Source organism: Dermatophilus congolensis (assembly GCF_900187045.1).
GTDB lineage: Bacteria > Actinomycetota > Actinomycetes > Actinomycetales > Dermatophilaceae > Dermatophilus > Dermatophilus congolensis.
In genome coordinates this window covers 191,032-212,674 of record NZ_LT906453.1, presented here as the reverse complement: position 1 = coordinate 212,674, position 21,643 = coordinate 191,032, and the positions used below count along the sequence as shown (strand labels likewise).

General features: G+C 62.7%; 21 protein-coding genes and 1 tRNA gene. 13 read left to right on the top strand and 9 right to left on the bottom strand.

Features of this window, described 5'->3' with window-relative positions:
• Nucleotides 1-3 precede the first annotated feature (3 nt).
• Nucleotides 4-1,206, top strand: coding sequence for an NnrS family protein (locus tag CKV89_RS00870; RefSeq protein ID WP_028327406.1), 1,203 nt, complete (start codon nt 4-6; stop codon nt 1,204-1,206).
• A 125-nt stretch (nt 1,207-1,331) separates the two neighbouring features.
• Nucleotides 1,332-3,164, top strand: a complete 1,833-nt coding sequence (locus CKV89_RS00865) for an ABC transporter ATP-binding protein (protein ID WP_028327407.1) — start codon at nt 1,332-1,334, stop codon at nt 3,162-3,164.
• 21 nt (nt 3,165-3,185) lie between these two features.
• On the opposite strand, the gene CKV89_RS00860 is transcribed toward CKV89_RS00865, so the two are convergent.
• From CKV89_RS00860 to CKV89_RS00840, 6 genes are all read right to left on the bottom strand, one after another.
• Entirely contained in the window at nt 3,186-3,791 is a 606-nt protein-coding gene (locus CKV89_RS00860; RefSeq protein WP_028327408.1) for a response regulator transcription factor, read from the bottom strand.
• Nucleotides 3,792-3,900: 109 nt separating this feature from the next.
• On the bottom strand, nt 3,901-5,259 hold the full coding sequence (locus CKV89_RS00855) for a sensor histidine kinase (protein WP_051277587.1): 1,359 nt from the start codon (nt 5,257-5,259) through the stop codon (nt 3,901-3,903).
• Nucleotides 5,260-5,286: 27 nt separating this feature from the next.
• Entirely contained in the window at nt 5,287-6,135 is an 849-nt protein-coding gene (locus tag CKV89_RS00850; RefSeq protein WP_051277588.1) for an ABC transporter permease, read from the bottom strand.
• 153 nt (nt 6,136-6,288) lie between these two features.
• Nucleotides 6,289-6,888 carry an ATP-binding cassette domain-containing protein gene (locus tag CKV89_RS12430; protein WP_267879288.1) on the bottom strand — a complete coding sequence of 200 codons (600 nt, stop codon included), beginning with the start codon at nt 6,886-6,888 and terminating at the stop codon, nt 6,289-6,291.
• 25 nt (nt 6,889-6,913) lie between these two features.
• A complete protein-coding gene (locus tag CKV89_RS12425) occupies nt 6,914-7,216 on the bottom strand; it encodes an ATP-binding cassette domain-containing protein (RefSeq protein WP_267879289.1) in 303 nt (100 codons plus the stop codon).
• A gap of 144 nt (nt 7,217-7,360) precedes the next feature.
• Nucleotides 7,361-8,008: a VOC family protein gene (locus CKV89_RS00840; RefSeq protein WP_028327410.1), complete on the bottom strand. Its 648-nt coding sequence runs from the start codon at nt 8,006-8,008 to the stop codon at nt 7,361-7,363.
• A 155-nt stretch (nt 8,009-8,163) separates the two neighbouring features.
• Here CKV89_RS00840 and CKV89_RS00835 point away from each other — a divergent pair, with 155 nt between their 5' ends.
• On the top strand, nt 8,164-9,114 hold the full coding sequence (locus CKV89_RS00835) for a pseudouridine synthase (RefSeq protein WP_028327411.1): 951 nt from the start codon (nt 8,164-8,166) through the stop codon (nt 9,112-9,114).
• Nucleotides 9,115-9,192: 78 nt separating this feature from the next.
• Here the strand turns inward: CKV89_RS00835 and CKV89_RS00830 are convergent, their stop codons facing one another.
• Entirely contained in the window at nt 9,193-10,854 is a 1,662-nt protein-coding gene (locus tag CKV89_RS00830) for a methyl-accepting chemotaxis protein (protein WP_051277589.1), read from the bottom strand.
• Nucleotides 10,855-11,048: 194 nt separating this feature from the next.
• Between CKV89_RS00830 and CKV89_RS00825 the strand changes: the two genes are divergently transcribed.
• From CKV89_RS00825 to serS, 5 genes are all read left to right on the top strand, one after another.
• Nucleotides 11,049-11,144, top strand: a tRNA-Sec gene (locus CKV89_RS00825).
• Between the two features lie 23 nt (nt 11,145-11,167).
• Nucleotides 11,168-12,538 carry an L-seryl-tRNA(Sec) selenium transferase gene (gene selA, locus CKV89_RS00820; protein ID WP_034401242.1) on the top strand — a complete coding sequence of 457 codons (1,371 nt, stop codon included), beginning with the start codon at nt 11,168-11,170 and terminating at the stop codon, nt 12,536-12,538.
• Complete coding sequence (gene selB, locus CKV89_RS00815) at nt 12,535-14,337, top strand: selenocysteine-specific translation elongation factor (protein WP_028327413.1); 1,803 nt, start codon at nt 12,535-12,537, stop codon at nt 14,335-14,337. Before selA ends, selB begins: the two co-directional genes overlap by 4 nt.
• The gene (fdhD, locus tag CKV89_RS00810) at nt 14,334-15,176 is read left to right on the top strand and encodes a formate dehydrogenase accessory sulfurtransferase FdhD (protein ID WP_028327414.1); all 843 of its coding nucleotides are present in this window, start codon (nt 14,334-14,336) and stop codon (nt 15,174-15,176) included. Before selB ends, fdhD begins: the two co-directional genes overlap by 4 nt.
• A gap of 102 nt (nt 15,177-15,278) precedes the next feature.
• Nucleotides 15,279-16,601 carry a serine--tRNA ligase gene (gene serS / locus CKV89_RS00805; protein WP_028327415.1) on the top strand — a complete coding sequence of 441 codons (1,323 nt, stop codon included), beginning with the start codon at nt 15,279-15,281 and terminating at the stop codon, nt 16,599-16,601.
• 99 nt (nt 16,602-16,700) lie between these two features.
• Here serS and CKV89_RS00800 read toward each other — a convergent pair whose 3' ends face one another.
• On the bottom strand, nt 16,701-17,009 hold the full coding sequence (locus CKV89_RS00800) for an AzlD domain-containing protein (RefSeq protein WP_028327416.1): 309 nt from the start codon (nt 17,007-17,009) through the stop codon (nt 16,701-16,703).
• Nucleotides 17,006-17,758 (bottom strand): AzlC family ABC transporter permease, encoded by a 753-nt coding sequence (locus tag CKV89_RS00795; protein WP_051277590.1) that lies wholly within the window; start codon nt 17,756-17,758, stop codon nt 17,006-17,008. Before CKV89_RS00795 ends, CKV89_RS00800 begins: the two co-directional genes overlap by 4 nt.
• A gap of 230 nt (nt 17,759-17,988) precedes the next feature.
• On the opposite strand from CKV89_RS00795, the gene CKV89_RS00790 reads away from it, so the two are divergent.
• From CKV89_RS00790 to CKV89_RS00770, 5 genes are all read left to right on the top strand, one after another.
• Nucleotides 17,989-18,453, top strand: coding sequence for an NUDIX domain-containing protein (locus CKV89_RS00790; RefSeq protein WP_028327417.1), 465 nt, complete (start codon nt 17,989-17,991; stop codon nt 18,451-18,453).
• A 504-nt stretch (nt 18,454-18,957) separates the two neighbouring features.
• Nucleotides 18,958-19,818 (top strand): Cof-type HAD-IIB family hydrolase, encoded by an 861-nt coding sequence (locus CKV89_RS00785; RefSeq protein WP_231935406.1) that lies wholly within the window; start codon nt 18,958-18,960, stop codon nt 19,816-19,818.
• A gap of 265 nt (nt 19,819-20,083) precedes the next feature.
• Nucleotides 20,084-20,335, top strand: coding sequence for a hypothetical protein (locus tag CKV89_RS00780; RefSeq protein WP_028327418.1), 252 nt, complete (start codon nt 20,084-20,086; stop codon nt 20,333-20,335).
• Nucleotides 20,336-20,394: 59 nt separating this feature from the next.
• Nucleotides 20,395-21,201 carry a TrmH family RNA methyltransferase gene (locus CKV89_RS00775; protein WP_028327419.1) on the top strand — a complete coding sequence of 269 codons (807 nt, stop codon included), beginning with the start codon at nt 20,395-20,397 and terminating at the stop codon, nt 21,199-21,201.
• Nucleotides 21,202-21,318: 117 nt separating this feature from the next.
• Nucleotides 21,319-21,636, top strand: a complete 318-nt coding sequence (locus tag CKV89_RS00770) for a hypothetical protein (protein ID WP_028327420.1) — start codon at nt 21,319-21,321, stop codon at nt 21,634-21,636.
• Nucleotides 21,637-21,643: the final 7 nt, after the last annotated feature.

Here is a 21,643-nt window from a genome sequence, read left to right as displayed (position 1 = left end):
ACCGTGAACGTCACGGGACCTGCCCCCCTGACCCCAAAACCAACCACATGGCCCGCCACCGGACCATGGGCAGCATCCAGCCGCATCCCCTACCTACTGCTATGCCTGTGGGCAGCAGTAGCCATACCGCTATGGATACAGAACGCATCATGGCTGCCATACGGATGGCACGACCACGAAATGATCTTCGCCATGGGATCAGGAGCGCTCGCCTCCTACGTACCAACAGCCCAATCAAGCTGGACAGGCCTAGCCCCCAGCCGCGGCTGGCCCGTAGCAGTACTCGCCGTGCTCTGGGTCACCGCACGCGCAGTGATGTTCGCACCACCAGGGACACTGCCACGCCCCCTTTACGCTGCATTTCTGGCAGCGCCCCTATGGTGGACTCTTGCCCTCGTGGTGCGCGACCTACACCGCTCACGACGCGGCCCACGCCGCATCGGACCATACCCATGCGCTGTCCTAGCCTTCTGTGCCGCCGCCGGAGCAGTCAGCGGATGGTTCGGATCAGCCATCATGACCGGCGAAAAACCCGGAATCCTGCCCGAAATCGCCGTGAGCATGTTTGCGCTGCTCCTAACCGGAGTAGGCGGCCGCATGGTCCCCGCATTCCTCAACTCCGCAGGCCAACGTCTCGGACTGCCAACTATACCACTACCAGCATGGGCCCGGCTGCCAATCCTCATTCCGCTGGGGATAGCTGTCCTGACCACCGGAACCGCTCTTTCGGCAGCCCTGACCTGCCTGGCAGGAATGATACTGGCAGCACACATGACAACCTGGCGCCTGCGCTACGCCCGCTACGACAGCCTCGCCGCGCTCACCCTCATCGCCTACGCCTGGCTCCCCATCGGCCTCATCCTGTGGGGATGGACACGCCTACCAGCCAACTGGCCGCTCCCGCCGGCACCGGTATGGTCCATCACCGCCTCCCACACCCTGACCATGGGGGCACTGACCGGACTGATCGTCACTGTCATGGCTCGTTCCTCAGCCCGCCGCGGTGACCGCCGCCTGCACCCCCGCGCCGCATCCGTGATCGGATTCGCCATCCTCATGGCCGCGGTTCCTGTCCGGCTCGCCGGATTCACCCCCACCTCCGGGATGATCTGGTCCCTCGGATGGGGGGTAGTGCTCCTGGGACACCTACCTCACCTCGTCGGCCCCCTCCAACGCCCTGTTTTCAGCGCCCACCGCACCCCGTAACGAATCTATTGCCGTTTGGGAGTTCAGTGGCGTGCTCCCAGACTTTCCGTATAGTTCGTGTGCCTCGCCCCTTTTACGTTGTGGGGCACCAACAACCCCCTTTTTTCTGTTTGGTGAGGAACTTCATGCCCGCTGCCCGGCCCACAGACCCAGTACCTACCCCGACAGGAACCCTCGCGTCGCTGCGAGCGATCGTGCGCTTCACATCATCGCTGCGGCGGTACTACGTCGTGGTTGTCGTCACAGCGCTGCTGACCGCAGCAGCGGGGATCGCCACACCATTCCTCGTAGGGCGAGCAACAGACGTCATCGTCAACGCAGTCAAAGCTGGCTCAGGTAACGAAGTCATGCCAACCGTCGGGTGGCTCGTAGCCGGGATCCTGGGCACACAACTGCTCGCCACTGTCGCATCGAACATCGGCGGCTACTCCGGTGACCTGCTATCAAACTCGATCCGTGCGCTCATGTCGACGCGCTACCTCGACAAGCTGCTGCGGCTACCGCAGTCGTGGTTCGACTCGGAGATGACCGGCACCATCGTCTCGCGACTGAACCGATCCATCACCGAGATCTCCAACTTCATGAAAGCGATGGCCAACACGTTCTTCGCGATGCTGCTGCAAACCGCGGCAGTGCTCGTGATCAGCGCGATCTACTACTGGCCTCTAGCTGTGCTGCTGGCGATCGTGTTCCCGCTATACGTGTGGCTCACCGGACTGACATCCAAAAAATGGCAGAAACTTGAAGGTGAGAAAAACACACACGTCGATATTGCCGGTGGCCGGTTCGCTGAAGTTGTCGGACAAATCCGGGTAGTGCGCTCCTTCGTGCGGGAAAAACACGAGTTAGCAACCTTCACCGGGCACTTCGATGCCACCCATGCCACCACGCAGGCACAGTCCAAACACTGGCACTGCATGGACCTGCTTCGCCGCGCGGTACTGAACCTGGTGTTCTCCCTCATGTACCTGCTGATTTTCTGGCGCACCCTGCAAAGTCATTTCACCGTCGGTGACATGGTGCTGCTCATCCAACTCATCACCATGGCCCGCACCCCCGTAGAAATGATGAGCTGGGTCCTGGACACTGCCCAACGCGCCGTCGCTGGATCCGAGGACTACTTCCGGGTGATGAACACGCCCGAGGTCGCTTCGCCTGCCGCTCTGCCTGCCGCGCCGCAGCGGTCCGCCGATGCGGCGGTGCTCGAATTCGAGCACGTCCACTTCGGGTACGGCGACGGCCCGGACGTTCTCACCGACGTGACCTTCGACATCAAGCAAGGCGAGAAGGTCGCCCTCGTCAGCGAATCCGGCGGCGGTAAGACAACACTGGTCAACCTGCTGCTGGGGCTGTATCCGCTGCGATCAGGGCACATCCGTCTCGATGGTGTCGACATCGCAGCCATGCCGCACGACGAACTCCGGAAGAAAATCTCGATCGTGTTCCAAGACCCGTCGCTGTTCTCGGACACGGTGGGCGAGAACATTCGGTACGGCCTACCCGAGGCGAGCGAGGCCGACCTTGCACAGGCCACGGCGCGGGCTAATGCGGCGGAGTTCGTGGACAAGCTCGAGGGCAAGTTCGACGCGATGATCGGCGAACGTGGCCTGAAACTCTCCGGTGGGCAAAAACAACGCATCGCGGTGGCACGGGCCATGCTCAAAGACGCCTCCGTGCTCGTGCTGGATGAAGCCACCAGCGCCCTGGACACTCGCTCCGAGCGGGCGGTGCAAGCCGGTCTAGAACAATTGATGGCCGGGCGCACATCACTGGTCATCGCGCACCGACTCTCAACAATCGCCGGAGTGGACCGCATCGTCACCCTCAAATCCGGGCACGTCGACGAGATCGGCACCCCCACCGAACTGGCACAAACCGGCGGTGTTTACGGCGAACTCCTTGCCCTGCAACGCCGCGGCGAAGACTCCTACCTCAACGCCTACCAAACCGCACAGTGACCCATCCCATGCTTGAGCAGGTCAGATCCAGCCGCGCTCTCGGGCGAGGTAGACAGCTTCGTGACGATTCGCGGCGCCGGTCTTGGCTACGGCAGCCGACAGGTAATTCCGCACGGTGCCGGGGGACAAGTTGGCACGGGCAGCGATCTCGTCCACAGGGGCGCCTTGAGCAGCGAGTTCGAGGACATCGGCCTCACGCGGCGACAGCGGGTTAGCGCCGGCGGCGATGGCATCTGCGGCCAGCTCCGGGTCGACGTACCGGCCACCGCCATGGACAGTGCGGATGGCCTCGGCCAGGATCGTCGCCGTGGCAGTCTTGGGCAGAAATCCTCGCACGCCCAGCTCCAGCGCCCGCTTGAGATACCCCGGACGGCCATGACTCGTGACGATGAGACACGCCACCGGCCGCTCCCCACCGAGCAGCGACTCCGCAACCGCGATGCCATCCGCGCCAGGCATCTGAAGGTCCAGTACAGCGACGTCGACCTCATGACTGCAGGCCATGGCGATCGCCTCTGGCCCCGAGGCCGCTTGCGCCACCACCAGCAGATCTTCTTGCAGGCCGAGCAGCGTCGCTAACGCGTCGCGGAACATGTTTTCGTCATCTGCTAACAACAACCGGATCATTCCGACCTCCCAAGCCCGCACCACTCACATGATCGCGGACTCTCTTTCTCGACATCCGAGCAACAAGGGCCAGGATCATCTCGCCTGCGACTCGTCGGTTTGCGTCTGCTCATTTCGACACCGCCGGTGACGATGCCGCCGCTTCGAGCATCTGGGGGATGCGGGCGGTGAGGTGAAACGTGCCATCCCGTGCCTGCACGTGGAGGACCCCGCCGACGGCCTCGATTCGCTCACGCAATCCGACGAGTCCGGCCCCGGTTCCGTTGCCCGTGACACCGCAGGTGTCATTCTCGATGGTGACGCCGCAGCCGTGTTCGTCGGCGAAGAGGTTGATGCGCACCGTCCCACCACGACCGTGTCGGAGAACGTTGGTGAGGCCCTCCCTCACCACCCACGCGAGGGCTTCGGCTGCCTCCGGCGCCAGCCGCGCCGTGACTTCCTCGACCGTGCCCGACACGACCGGCGTCAACCCTGCAGCACGCAAGATGCTTTTGGCACCGGCGAGTTCGTGCTTTAGGTTGATCTGCCGATACCCCCGCACCAGGCCACGGACCTCAGCGAGGGCGGTCTGTGCAACCTCGCGGACGGCTTCCATCTCGGCCACGGCGCGCTCGTCGCCGCGGCGCGCGAATTCTGCCGCCAGCTCACTCTTAATGGTCACCGTTGACAGGGTCCGCCCGAACACATCGTGCAAGTCACGCGAGAATCGGAGACGCTCCTCCGCAACAGCCAGATCCGCAGCCACTTGCCGCGACCGCCACAGACGCCGCACAACGTCGATCATCCACCGCGTCGTCATGGCCATCGGGATGCTGCCGACACAGAACCACACCGTCATTAGCAGCATCGCCACAGTCCCCGGCACGCCCAACTGCGGTGGCCCGAGCACATACATCGCGCCGAGCACCCCCAGCCCCGCGACGGCCACCAGCACGGCACGTCGCCACGAGATGAGCAGCGCCAACACGCCGACACTCGCAGCCAACCCCAACGGCCCCAACCCGATGAGTGTCCCCGCGCCTTCACGGTAGATGCCATCCCGTGGGACTAGCGCCGCCGCACCCACCGTGAACAGCAGCGACACCACCGCCCAGAGCCACAGGATCGGCCTGGGTACCGACCGTTCCCGGCACACCAGGTCGAGAACCACCGAGGAAAACACCGCCCACGCGATGACCGGTCCGACCACTGCCGGCCCCAACAGCGCCCTGCCCTCACCGAACCGTGCTGCAACAGCCATCAAGACCTGCATCGCCGTCACCACGGCGCACAACATCACCATGATGTGCAACGACCAGCGGCAATACGCCTCGAACCGTTGAAGGTCACGTTCGGTGCGGGGGCCGACGAGGTCCGCATCCCGCGACGCCGTCAACGCCCTACCTCGGGCCTCGGACGGTTTCCTCGGCCCGGCCGCCCGCGCCTCTGCATCGGAGGGGCGGGCAGCTGGGATCTTATTGCTGCTCATGGAGTTGATCATGCCGGGAGGCCGCGGTCAGCGGCGCGGCTGCCACTGCAAATAGCGCCGCACTGCCCACCCAGAGAGCACAACCCACCCCAAGAGAATGAGCAACGGCTTGACCGCAGCAGCGAACGTGCCGACGAGGTCGAGCTGAGCTCCGTGAGCGTCGACCCCGGCCACGCCTAAACGCATGAGTTCGAGCACCGGATGCATCGGGGTCAGGCTCGCCAGCATCTGCAGCGCCTCAGGCAGAAACGCCAGCGGAAACGACATTCCGGAGAACAATATCGCGACGAAAATCAGAGGCATTGTTGTGATCTGGGCGTGCTCAACGCTGCGAGTCATCCCCGTCGAGGCAATACCTAACATCGCCCACACGAGCGTGCCCAAACCAATGGCAACTGCGATCAACCCCACGTTGGCAGGCATCCCGACACCGAGGAACACACCCACGCCGAGCACGCCCAGTAATGTCTGCGCCGCCGCGATCAGCGCAAACGGCAGCGCTAACCCGGCCAAGATCGTCACATCCGAGGCCTCGCCTGTCCGCAACCGCTGCAACACATAAGACTCACGCCGTGCCACCAGAGACGTCACCAGCGTGTAGTAGACGACAAACGTCAAAACCATTCCTAGAAGGACCACGGGGGCCATGCACGCTGGCCCCAGCTCCCGCGCTGCTGGTAACGAAGCGAACATAAAAACCAGCAGGCCAGGGGCCGCGGTCGTGTTGATAAGCGCCACCTTGTTCCGCAGCAGCAATCGCCATTCCGATCCGGCTAGCGCGAGCATCTGCCGCCACGGCGAGGCCAACGTGCTTTGGTGAAAATGCTCCGAAGGCAGCGCCGGGCCATTTGAAGCCCCGCAGGTGTTGGAAGTCATGATCTTGTCTCCTGAAACGAGTCGTGGGTAAAGCGAATACGGTGTTGAATCCCCAAGGTTTTGCCGTGAGGTCGATGGCTGTGCCCCCGCATCGGTGTCGCAGCAGCACACCGATGCGACTTACCCAAGGCGGTGAGTGCATGCCGGTGGGGCCTAGGCGGCTTCCTCATGGAGAGGCGAAGAGGCAGAACCAGCGATGGTGAGGAACGTCTGCTCCAGCGATGCCGCACTAGCACGCAGATCCTCCAAGACGATGTCCTCACCGGCCCACGCGAGTAGGCGGGCAAGATCAGGCTGTAGGGCATGTGTCCGCAGCACCGTGCGAGGCCCGTCCACAGACATGTGGACGCCAGCGAACTGCGGCACCGCCACTGCCGGGGTGCGGAACGTGATGGTGGCGGGCTGGTCGGCGACGATTTGCGCGAGGGTGCCAGTCGCAGCGATCTGCCCGGCATGCATGATCGCGATACGGTCCGCGAGCCGCTCGGCCTCTTCCAGATAGTGGGTGGTCAACACCACCGATGTTCCACCGTCGACGAGTCGGGTAAGAACATCCCATGCCCGGTGGCGGCTCTCTGGGTCCAGGCCAGTAGTCGGCTCGTCGAGGAACAACAGCCGCGGGCGCCCCATGATCGCCAGGGCCAGGTCCAGACGCCGCCGTTCACCACCGGACAAGCTCTGTACCAGGACTTCACGGCGATCCAACATGTCAACCAGGGCTAGCGCCTCGTCAATGGGCCGTGGGGATGCCATCGTTCCGGCCCACATGCGGGCATGTCTAGCTCACGGTTAGGTCACCGGAAAACCCCGCGTTTTGCAGGACGATCCCCACGTGTGGCCGCAGACGTCGGCGCTCGGTGAAAGGGTCAAGCCCTGCGACGCGCACTGTCCCAGCACAGGGACGAGCCATACCTTCAAGCAGCTCCATCGTCGAGGTCTTCCCGGCCCCGTTGGTGCCCAAAAGCGCGAATATTTCACCCGGATCGACGTGTAGATCGACACCGCAGACAGCTTCGAAACCGTTGACCGGGTGGCCATAGCGGCGACGGAGTCCAGTGGCGGTGAGCAGCGGCGTTGTCATGCCTTCACCGTAGGCTCAGCTTCGCTGCCGCACCGGTGAATCTACGCACCGATACCGCTGAGGCCTGCACCTTTTGGTCATGACATCTGTCATCTTCACTGACAACTGCCACGGCGCCTCGCCCAGGGGAGCAGCCAGCCCAAATTAGATAGTGACTGGACCGTTCGGAGTCTCGAAAGTCACTGACATCAGGCCAGCGTTGCCGTGAGGGGCGATGAACTCAAAATCAATCACCGTGGATGTTTGATCCGCGGGCAACCCCAGCCAGTCGTGGACCCGCTGCGGATCCCCAGCAATAGTGAGCTTAGAGATACTCACCTTCGGGTTAGTTAAATCACGGATCGCGCCCGAGGGGTGAAGTTCGGGGTTCTGGAAACAAATAAAGAACGGCAACTGCGGGTCATTGAGCAGACCGTTGTAGCCGATCTGAGTCCAGTGCAGTTCACGATTGTCAGGGAAACGACGATGCGCAGGCTCAGGGATACGCCCCAGACGCTGCGCCACAGGCAACATGTCATCAACCCGGATACCCCACCCAAGCCAGCCGCCACCACGCTCAGTGCAGGTACGCACCGCTTGCCCATACGGCTCTTTCAACGAAGCCGGGTGATCCAGGGCTTCAACCACCTGGAAAAACTGGTCATTGCCCAACGGGACGATCATGTTACGGGTCCCGTAATTGGGGTGGACACCCCCGTTAACAGCCTGAACACCCAGCTGCTCGGCCAGCCGCTCCGCCGTAGCCTGCATACCGTCATGCTCGGCCGCATAAGTAACGTGGTCCACTCGCATGCGCCCATCGTGGCACAACCCCGAAAAACCCCCGAATCCGATAGACGCCTACCCCCGCCCACACCAAACCCTACGAACAACCCACCCTCCTCATCTCCCTAGCCCTTCCACAAAGAAACCGCGGCTGCTAACCCCGGATGTGGGATGCTGCCGCTATGTCTTCGCGCAGGTCACCACTGCCGCAACGCGACGGTCTGGACCCAGTCTGGGTACGCACCCCCGCCCGCGTACGAAACGAACCACTCCCATGGGCCACAGTCGCTGAATTCCTCCGAGAGCGCCTGCCAGCAGTCAACATCGACGACTGGTTAAAAAACCACCGATTCGTCGACGAAACCGGCCACCCACTCACCGGGCAAGAACCCTGCCAGCCCGCACGATTCATCTGGTTCCACAAAGACCCGCCCCCACCCGAACGCCCGGTGCCCGGCGAGCTAACCATCCTCCACCACGACGAACGCATCATCGTCATGGACAAACCACACTTCCTGGCCACCACCCCACGCGGCAGCCACATCCGCGAAACAGCACTCATCCGCGCCCGACTCACCCTAGGACTGCCCCACATCGCCCCCGCGCACCGCCTCGACCGACTCACCGGCGGCATCCTGCTGTTCACTACCGAACCCCGCTGGCGCCGCCCCTACCAAACCCTTTTCGAAACCGGCGCTGTCACCAAAACATACGAGGCGCTCGCGGTACCGCTTGCCGGGGCGGGGGAGGGGTTTGAGGTGCGCAGCAGGATCATCAAACCGCGGGGTTCGTGGCAGGCGATTGAGGTTGAGGGGGAGCCGAACGCGCACACGCGGGGACGTCTGCTGCAGACGTCTACCGGCCCGGGTGGGCAGGTGGGGCGATATGAGCTATGCCCAGTGACGGGTAAAACCCATCAGCTGCGGGTGCATATGTCTTCTCTTGGTGCCCCGTTGCTGAATGACCCGCTGTACCCGGTGGTGCAAGAAGAGCTGCTAACCCCGGCGGGGGAGAGGTTTGATCAGCCGTTGGGGCTGGTGGCCCGAACGTTGCGGTTTATTGACCCGGTGGATGGCACACCGCGCAGTTACACCTCCGGCATCCAGCTGTCCTTACCCTCAAGAGACCTCTGAAGTGGGCTTGCCGGTAACGCAAGGGAGCGCCGCCCCCTCAGAATTGGGGTGCGGCGCTCCCGCGCTGACAAGGGACTGTCAGATACTGAAGCGGTTGACCAGTAACTGCAGATCCGAGGCGCGTTGAGAAAGCTCACCGGCGGCCTGCACGGTAGCTTCAACAGAGCTGCTGGTTTCTGCAGCAGCAGCCGACACATCGGCCACACCACGAGAGATCTCTACAGCACCGCCAGCGGCGTCACCGACGCTACGGCCCATCTCGTTGGTGGTTGCGGTCTGCTCTTCCACCGCTGAAGCGATCGTGGCCTGGGTGTCGTTGATCTGAGCAATGATGCTGGAGATCTCACCGATCGCAGCCACAGCAGCTTCGGTGTCCACTTGGATGGCCTCGACACGGCGGCCGATGTCCTCGGTGGCCTTGGAGGTTTCCTGAGCCAGATCCTTGACCTCGTTAGCAACAACCGCGAAGCCTTTACCAGCCTCACCGGCACGGGCTGCCTCGATCGTGGCGTTCAACGCCAGCAGGTTGGTCTGCTCAGCGATGCTGGTGATGGCCTTAATGACCTCACCGATTTCCATCGAGCTCGTGCCCAGCTTGGCCACAGTCGAGTTGGTGCGGTCTGCGACCTCCACGGCCTGAGCGGCGATACCAGCAGCGTCGTTAGCGCTCTTAGAGATTTCACGGATTGAAGCGGTCATCTCTTCAGTACCCGCAGCGACAGTCTGCACGTTCTGCGAAACCTCATTCGCGGACTGGGAGGCAGCATCCGCGCGGTCAGCGGACAACTGTGCAGAGCTACCCACCTGGGTGGCGGTGGCGTTCAGTTCTTCACTGGCTGCAGCAACCGAGGAAGAAGCGTTACCGACCTCACTGATAACGTCCCGCATCGAAATCCGGGTGGCCTCAACAGCGCGGGCCATGTCGCCGATCTCGTCATTGGTGCGGGCTTGCGTAGGAACACGCAGGTCACCGTTCTGCATAGCGGTCAGCGAGGTCAGCACCTCGTGCACCGAAGCAAGGATCTGCTTGTTGATCTTCATCGAGATAATCACGACCGCTGCAATAACAGCGAGCAGTGTTACTAGAGCAATGATGATCGCGCTTGTTTTGGCCTGGGTCGCTTCATCCTGCGCATCCTGGGTCCGAGTCGTGGCAGCCTCCCGGAGTTTCTTAATCGAGGCTTTCATCTGATCCATGATGTCCGAAGCGTCTTCGATGGCGAGTCGAGAAGCTCCAGTTCGGCCAGCGGCCGTGCCCCGGTTCAAAGCCTCGACAACCTTGGCGTCTGTGGCTTCCCAGTTGGGAATGATGGATTTCAGCTCAGCGATAGCTGCCTTGCCTGCTTCTGTGCGAGCTCCAGCTTCCATCTGATCGACAGTTTTCTTGAAACTGCTTAACCGGTCTAGGTAGTCCTTACGGGATCCCGCATTGTCATTAACTTTCCCGGCACCGGGGCGACCAGCCTCCAAAACGTACCCATTTTGTTGGCCGTTCAAGTCATTGATCAGGCTCTCGGTCTTACCGAGAAGAACATTCATTGCACCGCTAGAGGTAATAGCCTCAGTGGCGGTGCTCATTGAGTTCAGCGCCCACACATTGCTCAAACCGAGAATGAGAGCACCAATCACGCCAAGCATGCCCACCGACATGATCTTCAGCCTGATACCCAACCGCCTGCCAGGCTCTGATGAACCGCCAGCAGCCGAACTGCCAGCGTGAGAAGTGAACATGGACGTCATGGATCCTCCGGTCGCAAGGAAACGAATTGTGTTGCGTTTACCGGACCCCCATCGGCGCGGAAAAACCAAAACTGAATCTCTCCACCACAGAGCGTCACCTGCCCCCCACCACAACGGCCACAACACACCCGGCACCACCCTTAAAAAGCGCCCTCAATGAGAGAAGAATCACCACCCCCACTATGGTTAGCAACGGAGGGGTACGAGCTCCTGGTGGACTCCCCGGTCTTCAAAACCGGTGAGGCCGAGCATCTCGGCCTGGCGGGTTCGATTCCCGTCCCCCTCCGCCACCCTTCATCGACGAGGAGACCCTGTGAGCGACCCCCGGCGCCGCATCCCACGCACCGACGCCGCCATGGCCGCACCAGAACTAGCCCAAGCGCTCACCACCCACGACCACGCCACCGTCAAAGCAGCCATCAACCGGGCACAACACGCAGCACGCACCGGGCACATCACCCCCGAAGAAGTCATCCCCACCGCCGCCAACGACCTGCCTCCCCTGTGCTCCCTGACCCCCATCCTCAACGCCACCGGCATCATCATCCACACCAACATCGGCCGCGCCCCGCTCTCAGCAGCAGCCCAACACGCCCTGACCATCGCCGCCGGAACCACCAACCTCGAAATGTCCCTGCACACCGGCCGCCGATCCCGCCGCGGCACCGGAGCAGAAAACGCCATCCTCAACGCCCTTGACCCCGACATCACCACCGGAATCTCCGTCCTCCTGCTCAACAACGGTGCCGCAGCCCTCTCCCTAGCCACCACCGCACTGACCACCCCCACCACCCCCGACATCATTATCTCCCGCGGCGAAATGGTCGAAATCGGCGCCGGATTCCGCCTCACCGACCTCATCACCGCCACCGGCGCCCACCTCAGCGAAATCGGCACCACCAACCGCACCCACCCCAGCGACTACAGCCAAGCCATCACCCCAACCACCGGCTGCATACTCAAAATCCACCCCTCCAACTTCCGCATCAACGGATTCACCAGCACCGTCCCCACCGCCACCATCGCCGACCTCATCACCACCACCAGCCCCACCCGCCACATCCCCCTCATCGTCGACGTCGGCTCAGGGCTCCTACGCCACGACCCAACCCTGCCCGAAGAACCCGACCTGTCCACCGCCATCCGCGACGGCGCCGACCTCGCCCTAGCCAGCGGCGACAAACTCCTCGGCGGCCCCCAAGCAGGCATCCTCATCGGCCGCACCGACCTCATCAACCAACTCCGCAAACACCCCCTCGCCCGCGCCTTCCGCATCGACAAACTCGCCCTCGCCGCCCTCGAAGCCACCCTGCGCGGACCCGAACCACCCGTCACCCGCGCCCGCAAACTCACCCCCACCGACCTACACAAACGCACCACCACCATCGCCACCACCATCGGCGGCGACACCATCACCACCACCGCACACATCGGCGGCGGAGGCGCACCCGAACACCCCATTCCCAGCCTGGCCATTGCCCTACCCACCCCACCCCACCACACCCCCGAAAGCCTCGCCCACGCCCTACGCACCGGCACCCCCGCCATCCTCGCCCGCATCAACGACAACCGCGTACTCATCGACCTACGCTGCATCGACCCCACCAACGACACCACCCTCACCCACGCCATCCACACCGCCCTCACCCATCCCGCCCCACACGAAACGGAACCCCACACATGAGGGTGATCGCCACCGCCGGACACGTCGACCACGGAAAAACCACCCTCGTCGCCGCCCTGACCGGCCACAACCCCGACCGGTGGGCCGAAGAACACCGCCGCGGCCTCACCATCGACCTGGGCTACGCATGGACCACCCTGCCCACCGGCCACACCATCAGCTTCGTCGACGTACCCGGCCACCAACGCTTCATCGGCAACATGCTCGCCGGAATAGGCCCCGCACCAGCAGTCATGCTCATCATCGCCGCCGACGAAGGATGGCGCGAACAAACCACCGAACACCTCGACGCCATCAACGCCCTAGGCATCACCCACGGCATCATCGTCATCACCCGCACCGACCTCGCCGACCCCACCCCCACCATCACCGACACCCGCGCACACCTCACCGACACCGGCCTGGCCAACGCCCCCATCATCACCTGCTCGGCCCGCACCGGAACCGGACTCAACCAACTACGCGCCGCCCTAGCCACCCTCTGCGACACCCTCCCAGCCCCCACCACCAACAGCCGCATCCGCCTATGGATCGACCGCGTCTTCACCATCCACGGCGCCGGTACCATCGCCACCGGAACCCTCGAATCCGGAACCATCACCATCGGCGACACCCTCACCGCCCACACACCCACCAGCCACCACACCACCACTGTCCGAGGCATCCAAACCCTCGAAACCGACCGCGACACCGTCCCAGCCGTAGCCCGCATCGCCCTGAACCTACGCGGCCTAACCACCACCGACCTCCACCGCGGCGACCTACTCCTAACCCCCCACACCTGGCACACAACCACCACCACCGACATACGCCTGCACCCCATCAACAACACCACCGAACTACCCGAATACCTCATGGCCCACGTCGGCACCCACGCAGCACAAGTACGCATCCGCCCCCTAGACCACACCACCGCACGCCTGACCTGGCCCCACCCCCTACCACTAGCCACCGGCGACCGACTCGTCCTACGCGACCCCGGCCGCCGCGCCATCACCGCAGGCGCCACCATCCTCGACACCGACCCACCCCCACTCACCCGCCGCGGAGCCGCCCGCGCCCGCGCCCAACAACTCACCCAAGCCACAACCACCTTCGACCTCACCACCGAAGTCACCCGCCGCGGCTACCTCACCGAAACCGACGCCCGCGCCCTCGGCGCCACCGACACCGACATCACCACCAACAACCCCCACCTCATCCACACCTGCGGACTACTCATCTGCCCCACCCAATGGGACACCTGGATCACCCGACTGACCGAAACCGTCAACCACGCCATCGACACCGACCCCCTCCAAGCCCGCACCCCCGCACCCGCAGCCGCCCGCGCCGCAGACCTACCCACCCCACAGCTCATCCCACACCTGATCGCCACCACCGACACCCTCAAACTCACAGACGGCTACCTCCACATCCCCGGACGCGGCCCCAACCTAGGTGCAGCCGAACCCGGACTCGCCCACATCGAACACCGCCTAGCCACAAACCCCTTCGCCGCACCCGAACGCGACGAACTCACCGCCAACCACCTCAGCCCCAAACACATCGCCGCCGCCGTGCGCCTAGGCCGCCTCATCGACCTCGGCGACAATATCGTCCTGACACCCCGCGCACCCGCCCTAGCTATGCGCGAACTAGCCACTCTCCCGCAACCCTTCACCACCAGCCAAGCCCGCCAAAAACTCGGCACCACCCGCCGCGTCATCATCCCCCTACTCGAAGAACTCGACCGCCGCGGCTGGACCCGCCGCATCGACGCCGGACACCGCGAAATCATCCGAGGCAACAACCGATGAACCGCATCACCCGCCGCCAAGCCATCACTGCATACGACCCCGCCCACCCCCAAGGCATCACCCGCCGCGACACCCTCGCCGTCGAAGAACCACTCGAAATCCGCATCAACGGCACCGCATACACCCTCACCATGCGCACCCCCGGCCACGACTTCGAACTCGTCCACGGACTCCTAGCCGCCGAAGGCATCATCAGCGACCACAACGACATCGCCACCATCCGCTACTGCGCAGGAGCCATCACCGACGAAGAAACCCAAACCCCCCGCAACACCTACAACGTCCTCGACGTGCGCCTAACCCCCGGCCTCACCCTCCCCGAAAACAAAATCCGCGCATCCATCACCACCTCCGCCTGCGGAGTCTGCGGAACCGCCTCCATCGAACAACTCACCAGCGAACAACAATTCGACCTACGCGCAGATACCACCACCGTCACCGCCAGCTGCATCCTTGACCTACCCGAAAAACTCCGCCACACCCAACGCGCATTCGAGACCACCGGTGGCCTACATGCCTGCGGTCTCTTCACCGCCGAAGGGCAACTGCTCGTCGCCCGCGAAGACATCGGCCGCCACAACGCCACCGACAAAGTAATCGGCTGGGCCATGCAAAACCGGATCCGCCCAGCCCGGGGCCACATCCTCATGGTTTCTGGAAGAACAAGTTTCGAACTAGCCCAAAAAGCCGCACTAGCCGGGATCCCCATCCTCGCGGGCGTCTCAGCACCCTCATCCCTAGCCGTTGACGTCGCCGAAGCAACAGGACTGACCCTGGCCGGATTCGTTCGCGGAAACCGCATGAACATCTACGCCGGAAAAGATCGCATCCTTCCCTAACCCCACCCCCCAAACCCGCACGATTAAGCAGCTACATCACATGTAGGCCTCGAAAACGTCCCAGAGCATCTGCCACCTCAACGTGCGCGCTAGGGTAACAGGGTGATCGACATCAAGTTCCTCCGCGAAAACCCCGACGCCGTCAAGCGGTCGCAGCACGCCCGAGGCGAGGACGAGAGCCTGGTCGATCAGGTCCTCGCCGCCGACGTGACACGCCGCGAGTCACTCCAAGCTTTCGAGCAGGCACGCGCAGAACAAAACCGTGTCAGCAAAGAACTCGGCCCCCTCATGGGCAAACTCAACAAAGCCAAAAAAGCCGGCGAAGACACCACCGAACTCCAAAACCAAGCCGACGCAGCCCGCGCCAAAGGCGCCGAAATCGCCGCACGCGTCAAGGAACTCCAAACCGCGGCCGACACCGCACAAACAACACTGGACGAAACCCTCCGCCGCGTAGGAAACGTCATCATCGACGGCGTCCCCGCCGGCGGCGAAGACGACTACACCGTCCTGGAACACCGCGGCCCACAACCACGTGACTTCGCCGCCGAAGGATTCGAACCCAAAGATCACCTCGACCTGGGCGAACACCTCGGCGCCATCGACACCGGACGCGGCGTCAAAGTCGCCGAATCCCGGTTCTACTACCTCGTCGGACAAGGCGCCCGCCTAGAACAAGCCATGCTGAACCTGGCGCTCGACAAAGCCTACGAATTCGGGTTCACCCAGCTACAAGTCCCCACCCTGGTCAACCCACGCACCATGGCCGGAGCCGGGTTCCTCGACGCCCACGCCGACGAGGTATACCGCCTCGCCGCCGACGACCTCTACCTCACCGGCACCTCAGAAGTCGCGCTCGCCGGATTCCACACCGATGAAGTAATCGACCTGTCCGCAGGGCCAAAGCGCTACACCGCCCAATCCACCTGCTACCGCCGAGAAGCAGGAAGCTACGGCAAAGACACCCGCGGCATTCTGCGCGTGCACCAATTCCAGAAGATCGAAATGTTCGTTTACTGCCGCCCCGAGGAAGCAGAAGCCGAACACACCCGACTCCTGGACTGTGAAAAAGCAATGCTCGACGCGATGGAACTGCCCTACCGCGTCATCGACGTCGCCGCAGGTGACTTGGGCGGCCCCGCGGCACGCAAATTCGACTCCGAAGCGTGGGTTCCCACCCAAGGCCGGTACCGCGAACTGACCAGCACCTCAAACTGCACCACCTACCAGGCGCGCCGCCTCAACATCCGCAGCAAAGGCGAAAACGGTAACGAAGTGGTGGCCACCTTGAACGGAACATTGGCAACAACCCGCTGGTTGGTCGCGATCCTAGAAAACCACCAGCAAGCCGACGGTTCTGTGCGAGTCCCCGAGGCGTTGCGGCCCTACATGCACACCGACGTTCTCACCCCAGGGCAACGCTGACCTGAAAATATTTCTGCACAAACAAACGGGCTGGGTGGTTTTCAACAAACAAAGCATTTGTTGAAAACCACCCAGCCTGAAATATCTGTGGCTCGGTCCTCACATGAGAGACATAGCGCCCTCCACAGCAAGCACCGACAAAGCCGCACCCAAAGCCACACCCATGAGACTGCGGCGAGCCAACGCCAACGCCACAGCGACAACAAGAGCAGTCACCCCAGAGACGGCAGTGTTGGTGGCGGTGACCACGGCAGGGATAGTCATCGCGGTCAAAACAGCTGACGGAACATAGTGCAGAAAGCTCAAGATCCACGTGTTCGTGATCCGGCGGCGGACAGTGATGAGCGGGATAGCACGCAAAAGGTACGTCACCCCGGCCATAGCGACAACAGCTCCCAGAGGGGTCATGCGTGGATCTCCTTGATGGAGCCGGGATCAGTAGGCAAGTCAGGTTCAGGATCAGGACAAGGCGCGAAAGTCGCAGCGATAGCAGAAACCACGATGGTCACGATGATGGTGCGCCACCCGGCATCCAAACCCGGAAGGTAAGAAAGAACCACGCTCAATGCCGCAGCGCCAAGAACCACAGCAAGCATGGGGCGGGAGCCGTGGGTGGTGGGGATGACGATCGCCACGAACATTGCGTAAAGAAGCACGCCAGCTGCTGAGGTCAGCAGCGGAGGAAGGCTCGCGCCAACAAGGGATCCCACGATGGTGCCAGAGGTCCAGCCAAGAATCGGCAGCACCATCGAAGCGACATAGTCCAGGAAACCTACCTGGCGGCGGGCCATACCCAGGGCGTAGATCTCATCGGTGATGCCCCACGCCATGAGAATGCGATGTCGGATTTTGACCTCGGGGCCTAAACGCTGGCCCAAAGAGATAGCCATGAGGACGTAGCGCAGATTGACGAGGATGACACCGATGGCTAGCTGCAGGTAGGTGCCGTTGGTTTCCAGCGTGTTCAGGCCCGCGAATTCTCCAGAAGAAGAGAGCGTGAAAGCGCTCATAAACCCCGAAAGTAGGGTGTCCATGCCGACTTGGTCGGCGTAAACACCCAAGGCCAGGGATACGGTGAAGTAGCCCAGCCCGATGGAGATGGAGTCACGGATTGCGGCGGTGGCGGTATTGGCGTGGGGTGGGTGTGCTTGCGTCATGACGGTGCAACTGTACGGCCGTGTGGCGGCCGCCGTCGCGGGTTAATGGGGATGTGTGTGTAATTGGCGTGTAGGCGTCAGTGGCGCTCACGGTGGAGGTGGCCAAACTCGCCGGTGGCGGGCGGGTTACGTATGAGTCCGGGCTTATCAGGCCGGGGGAGTGGACACCAGAAATTGCTGGGGTGCAGCGATGAAATGCCTGCGGCCTTGCCGGTGGCAGGGTAGAAGGTATGCCGAAGCACAGTGCCGGGCTGCTGCCCTACCGCGTCGATAACGATCAGCTGTGGGTGTTTATCGCCCATCCGGGGGGTCCTTTCTGGGCGCGTAAAGATGAAGGTGTGTGGTCCATCATCAAAGGCGAATACGACCCTGCCTGCGAGGATGCCCGCGCAGCTGCTGGACGTGAATTCACCGAAGAAACAGGGGCTCCTGCCCCCGGTAACCCGCAAGCATGGATTGATCTGGGGAAAGTGCGCCAGAACCCTTCCAAAATTGTTCACGCCTACGCTGTCCACGCGCCCGCCACGTTGATGTTCGTTGCCAGCAACACCTGCCAAACCGAACATCCTCGCGGCTCAGGACGCATCATCACTGTTCCTGAAGTGGACCGTGCTGAATGGATGCCATGTGAACAGGCCCGAGCGCGGCTTTTAGCTGGGCAGCGAGAATTTCTCGACCGGCTGCCACGCACCTAACACCCCGCACATCTACTCGATGACCAGGGCCTACCCCTCAGCTGTATCGCCCCGCCGGGACCTGCCCGGATCGTGCTCATCCGCGTGGGGGAGTACACACCTGACTTAGCTGCTCGACAGCTCGAAAATCCTCCCCGTGATTCCACCAACAGAGAGATCCCAGGCAGGTCACCTCGCCATATCGTGAAAGCGCCCACAAAGCACCTCGCCTTACCTACCGGCAAGCACTCAAAACCACTAACTAAACAACACCAACTGGACCCTCCCATCGCCCCTGTTCACAGAGCACCCCGCCCCGGCTGCTCTGTGAACAGGGGCGATTCGCCGTAAATTCACCACCCCGACACCCAAAAAACACGCGCTTGACGCATCCGATCTTGCGGAACCACACCCACCTCACCCAGTGTTGAAAAAACGCAAATAAAAGGACACATGCCCACACGCGGCCACCACACAGCACAGCCACGCCGCACCAGAAGACGGGCACACAAGGGAGAAACACACGTGAACACTTACCAACCCACCCACCAGCAACCCTGCACCTTGCCCGCCCAGCTTCCCCTGCCCGCAGGGAGCCACCTCATCGCCCTAGACATCGACGGCACCACCATCGGCCACGACGGAACCCTCACCAACCGCGTCCGCGACGCCATCCAACGCAGCAACACCAACGGCCACCACATCATCATCGCCACCGGACGATCCATCCTGTCCGCAGCCCCCATCATCACCGCACTTGGCCTCCAGCGCGGATACGCTGTCACCTCTAACGGAGCCGTCACCCTCCGGCTCGACCCTGACCTACCCCACGGCTGGGAAATCATCGACCAACGCACCTTCGATCCCGCCCCCATCCTGCACACCCTGCGCCGCGAATTCCCCACCGGCGCACTCGCTGTCGAACGAGTCGGAGTCGGATTCGACATCCACGGCGACTTCCCCCGCAGCGAACTCGACGGACAGATCCACACCGTTGCTTGGGAAGACCTCTTCACCCACCCCACCACCCGCGTCACCTTCAACGACCCCGAAGCCGACGTCGAACACTTCACCGACCGGATCGGCAAAATGGGGCTCCACGGAGTCAACTACGCCATCGGATTCACCGCATGGCTCGACATCACCGCCACCGGAGTCTCCAAAGCATCCGCCCTAGAAAACATCCGCACCCACCTAGGCATCGACCCCACCCACACCCTGGCCGTTGGTGACCAACGCAACGACATCGAAATGCTCACCTGGGCGGCATGCGGAATCGCGATGGGTAACGCCCCCGACGAAGTCGCCGCCATCGCCGACTACGTCACCGCACACGTCGACAACGACGGCCTCGCCGACGTACTTGACCTCCTACCCAACGCATAAACCCACCCACATGCATGCAACCACCCCATTCATGGACGTCTGACACAAAAACCATCAACCAAACCGAAACCCCCGCCACCACAACGCTGCACGCCAACAAAAACCCTCCAGGGCCGGGCGTCCAACCCACACAGCCCGCCACATTTCACCTGTCCAGCTTCATACTTCCCGCCACAGCCCAGCCGATTCACCTGATGTCGCGCTCGAGGACTGAGCGGGCTGCCGCCCCCGCGACAGCACACAGACAGGAAAGGACTCCACCCCCATGACTGCAGCACACGCCGAACACCCCCTCGGCCACAACAACACCCCCGACCTGGCCACAAACCACCGCCTCATCGCCACATACCTCGAAAGCTGGGCCAACGCCCTCGTCAACGACATCACAGACCGGCGCGAACCCCGCAGCGAAACCGACTTCATGCTCGGCTACCAACGCGCACTACGAGACCTCGCCTCCCACCTCGCCGACGGCGACGCCCTACCCGGCGGGCCACTAGCCGTACCCGTGGCCTAACACCACCCCCCTCCTGCACCTACGATGGGGCAAACCCCACGTCCCCCTCGGAGAGTGCCGTGCCAGAACTAACCATCACCAGCCCCTCAAACCCCCGCCTCAAACACGTCAACGCCCTACGCCGACGCCGCGAACGCGACAACAGCGGACTGACCCTCATCGACGGATTCGAAGAACTCTCCCTAGCCATCCACGCTGGCGTCCACCCCCGCACCCTGTTCTGGTGCCCCGAACTCATGGCCCCTGAAGCAACCAGCATCGTCTCCGACGCACGCGCAACCGGCGCAGAAACAATCCGCCTCAGCCGCAACGCATTCGAAAAAATCGCCTACCGTGAAGGACCCGACGGAGTACTCGCCATCGTCCCTGGCCTGCACCGAAACCTCACCGACCTACACCCCACCAACACCACATTCACCCTCATCGCCCAAGCAGTCGAAAAACCCGGCAACCTCGGCGCCATGCTCCGCACCTGCGACGCAGCCGGAGTAGACGCATTCATCGCCGCCGACCCCGTTACCGACTGGGGCAACCCCAACCTGATCCGCTCCTCCAAAGGCACCGTGTTCTCCGTACCCGTGGCCGCCGACCCCACCGAAGCCACCCTGGAATGGATCACCGAGAACAACATCGCCCTCATCGCCACCACCCCCGACACTGACACCCTCCACACTGACATCGACTACACCGGCCCCATCGCCATCGCCGTCGGCACCGAAAAAACCGGCCTCGACCAACGCATGCTCGCCGCCGCCACCCACCGCGTACGCATACCCATGCACGGCCACGCCAACTCCCTCAACGTCTCCACCTCCGCCGCCATCGTCATCTACGAAGCAGTCCGCCAACGCGCCGCCACCCACTAGCCACACAGCGACGCGCCCACAGCACGCATATATCCGACAACAACACCCAAAACCTTCATCGTTTTCCCATAACCACCACACCTGCTCCCCTGGGGCAGAAAAGTGAAGGAAAACGACATGAAAGCTCTCCCCATCGTCGCCGGATGCCTCACCGCCGCCGCCCTGGCAACAACAGTCATCATGACCGCCCCCACACCCCACACCCCCGCAGAAACCCCCACCACAACAACCGAAAACACCCCCACCCACGCCAACGAAAAAACAACCCTCCCTCAAAAACCCGCATTCACCTCCGCGCCCTCCCTAGGAACCGTCGAGGAATACCTCTCCCGCTCCGTTGAAGAAAACGCCCAACTCATCTCACAACTATCAAAAGAGCAACGCGAAGCCCTCAATAAAGAAATAGATCAACAAAACGCAAAAAACACCCAATAAACACCCC

What these genes read in the sequence shown, in the direction of transcription:
- CKV89_RS00865 (WP_028327407.1), top strand. Translation starts at nt 1,332, where the DNA reads ATGCCCGCTGCCCGGCCCACAGACCCAGTACCTACCCCGACAGGAACC.
- CKV89_RS00860 (WP_028327408.1), bottom strand. Translation starts at nt 3,791, where the DNA reads ATGATCCGGTTGTTGTTAGCAGATGACGAAAACATGTTCCGCGACGCG.
- CKV89_RS00855 (WP_051277587.1), bottom strand. Translation starts at nt 5,259, where the DNA reads ATGAGCAGCAATAAGATCCCAGCTGCCCGCCCCTCCGATGCAGAGGCG.
- CKV89_RS00850 (WP_051277588.1), bottom strand. Translation starts at nt 6,135, where the DNA reads ATGACTTCCAACACCTGCGGGGCTTCAAATGGCCCGGCGCTGCCTTCG.
- CKV89_RS12430 (WP_267879288.1), bottom strand. Translation starts at nt 6,888, where the DNA reads ATGGCATCCCCACGGCCCATTGACGAGGCGCTAGCCCTGGTTGACATG.
- CKV89_RS12425 (WP_267879289.1), bottom strand. Translation starts at nt 7,216, where the DNA reads ATGACAACGCCGCTGCTCACCGCCACTGGACTCCGTCGCCGCTATGGC.
- CKV89_RS00840 (WP_028327410.1), bottom strand. Translation starts at nt 8,008, where the DNA reads ATGCGAGTGGACCACGTTACTTATGCGGCCGAGCATGACGGTATGCAG.
- CKV89_RS00835 (WP_028327411.1), top strand. Translation starts at nt 8,164, where the DNA reads ATGTCTTCGCGCAGGTCACCACTGCCGCAACGCGACGGTCTGGACCCA.
- CKV89_RS00830 (WP_051277589.1), bottom strand. Translation starts at nt 10,854, where the DNA reads ATGACGTCCATGTTCACTTCTCACGCTGGCAGTTCGGCTGCTGGCGGT.
- selB (WP_028327413.1), top strand. Translation starts at nt 12,535, where the DNA reads ATGAGGGTGATCGCCACCGCCGGACACGTCGACCACGGAAAAACCACC.
- fdhD (WP_028327414.1), top strand. Translation starts at nt 14,334, where the DNA reads ATGAACCGCATCACCCGCCGCCAAGCCATCACTGCATACGACCCCGCC.
- CKV89_RS00800 (WP_028327416.1), bottom strand. Translation starts at nt 17,009, where the DNA reads ATGACCCCTCTGGGAGCTGTTGTCGCTATGGCCGGGGTGACGTACCTT.
- CKV89_RS00795 (WP_051277590.1), bottom strand. Translation starts at nt 17,758, where the DNA reads ATGACGCAAGCACACCCACCCCACGCCAATACCGCCACCGCCGCAATC.
- CKV89_RS00790 (WP_028327417.1), top strand. Translation starts at nt 17,989, where the DNA reads ATGCCGAAGCACAGTGCCGGGCTGCTGCCCTACCGCGTCGATAACGAT.
- CKV89_RS00780 (WP_028327418.1), top strand. Translation starts at nt 20,084, where the DNA reads ATGACTGCAGCACACGCCGAACACCCCCTCGGCCACAACAACACCCCC.
- CKV89_RS00770 (WP_028327420.1), top strand. Translation starts at nt 21,319, where the DNA reads ATGAAAGCTCTCCCCATCGTCGCCGGATGCCTCACCGCCGCCGCCCTG.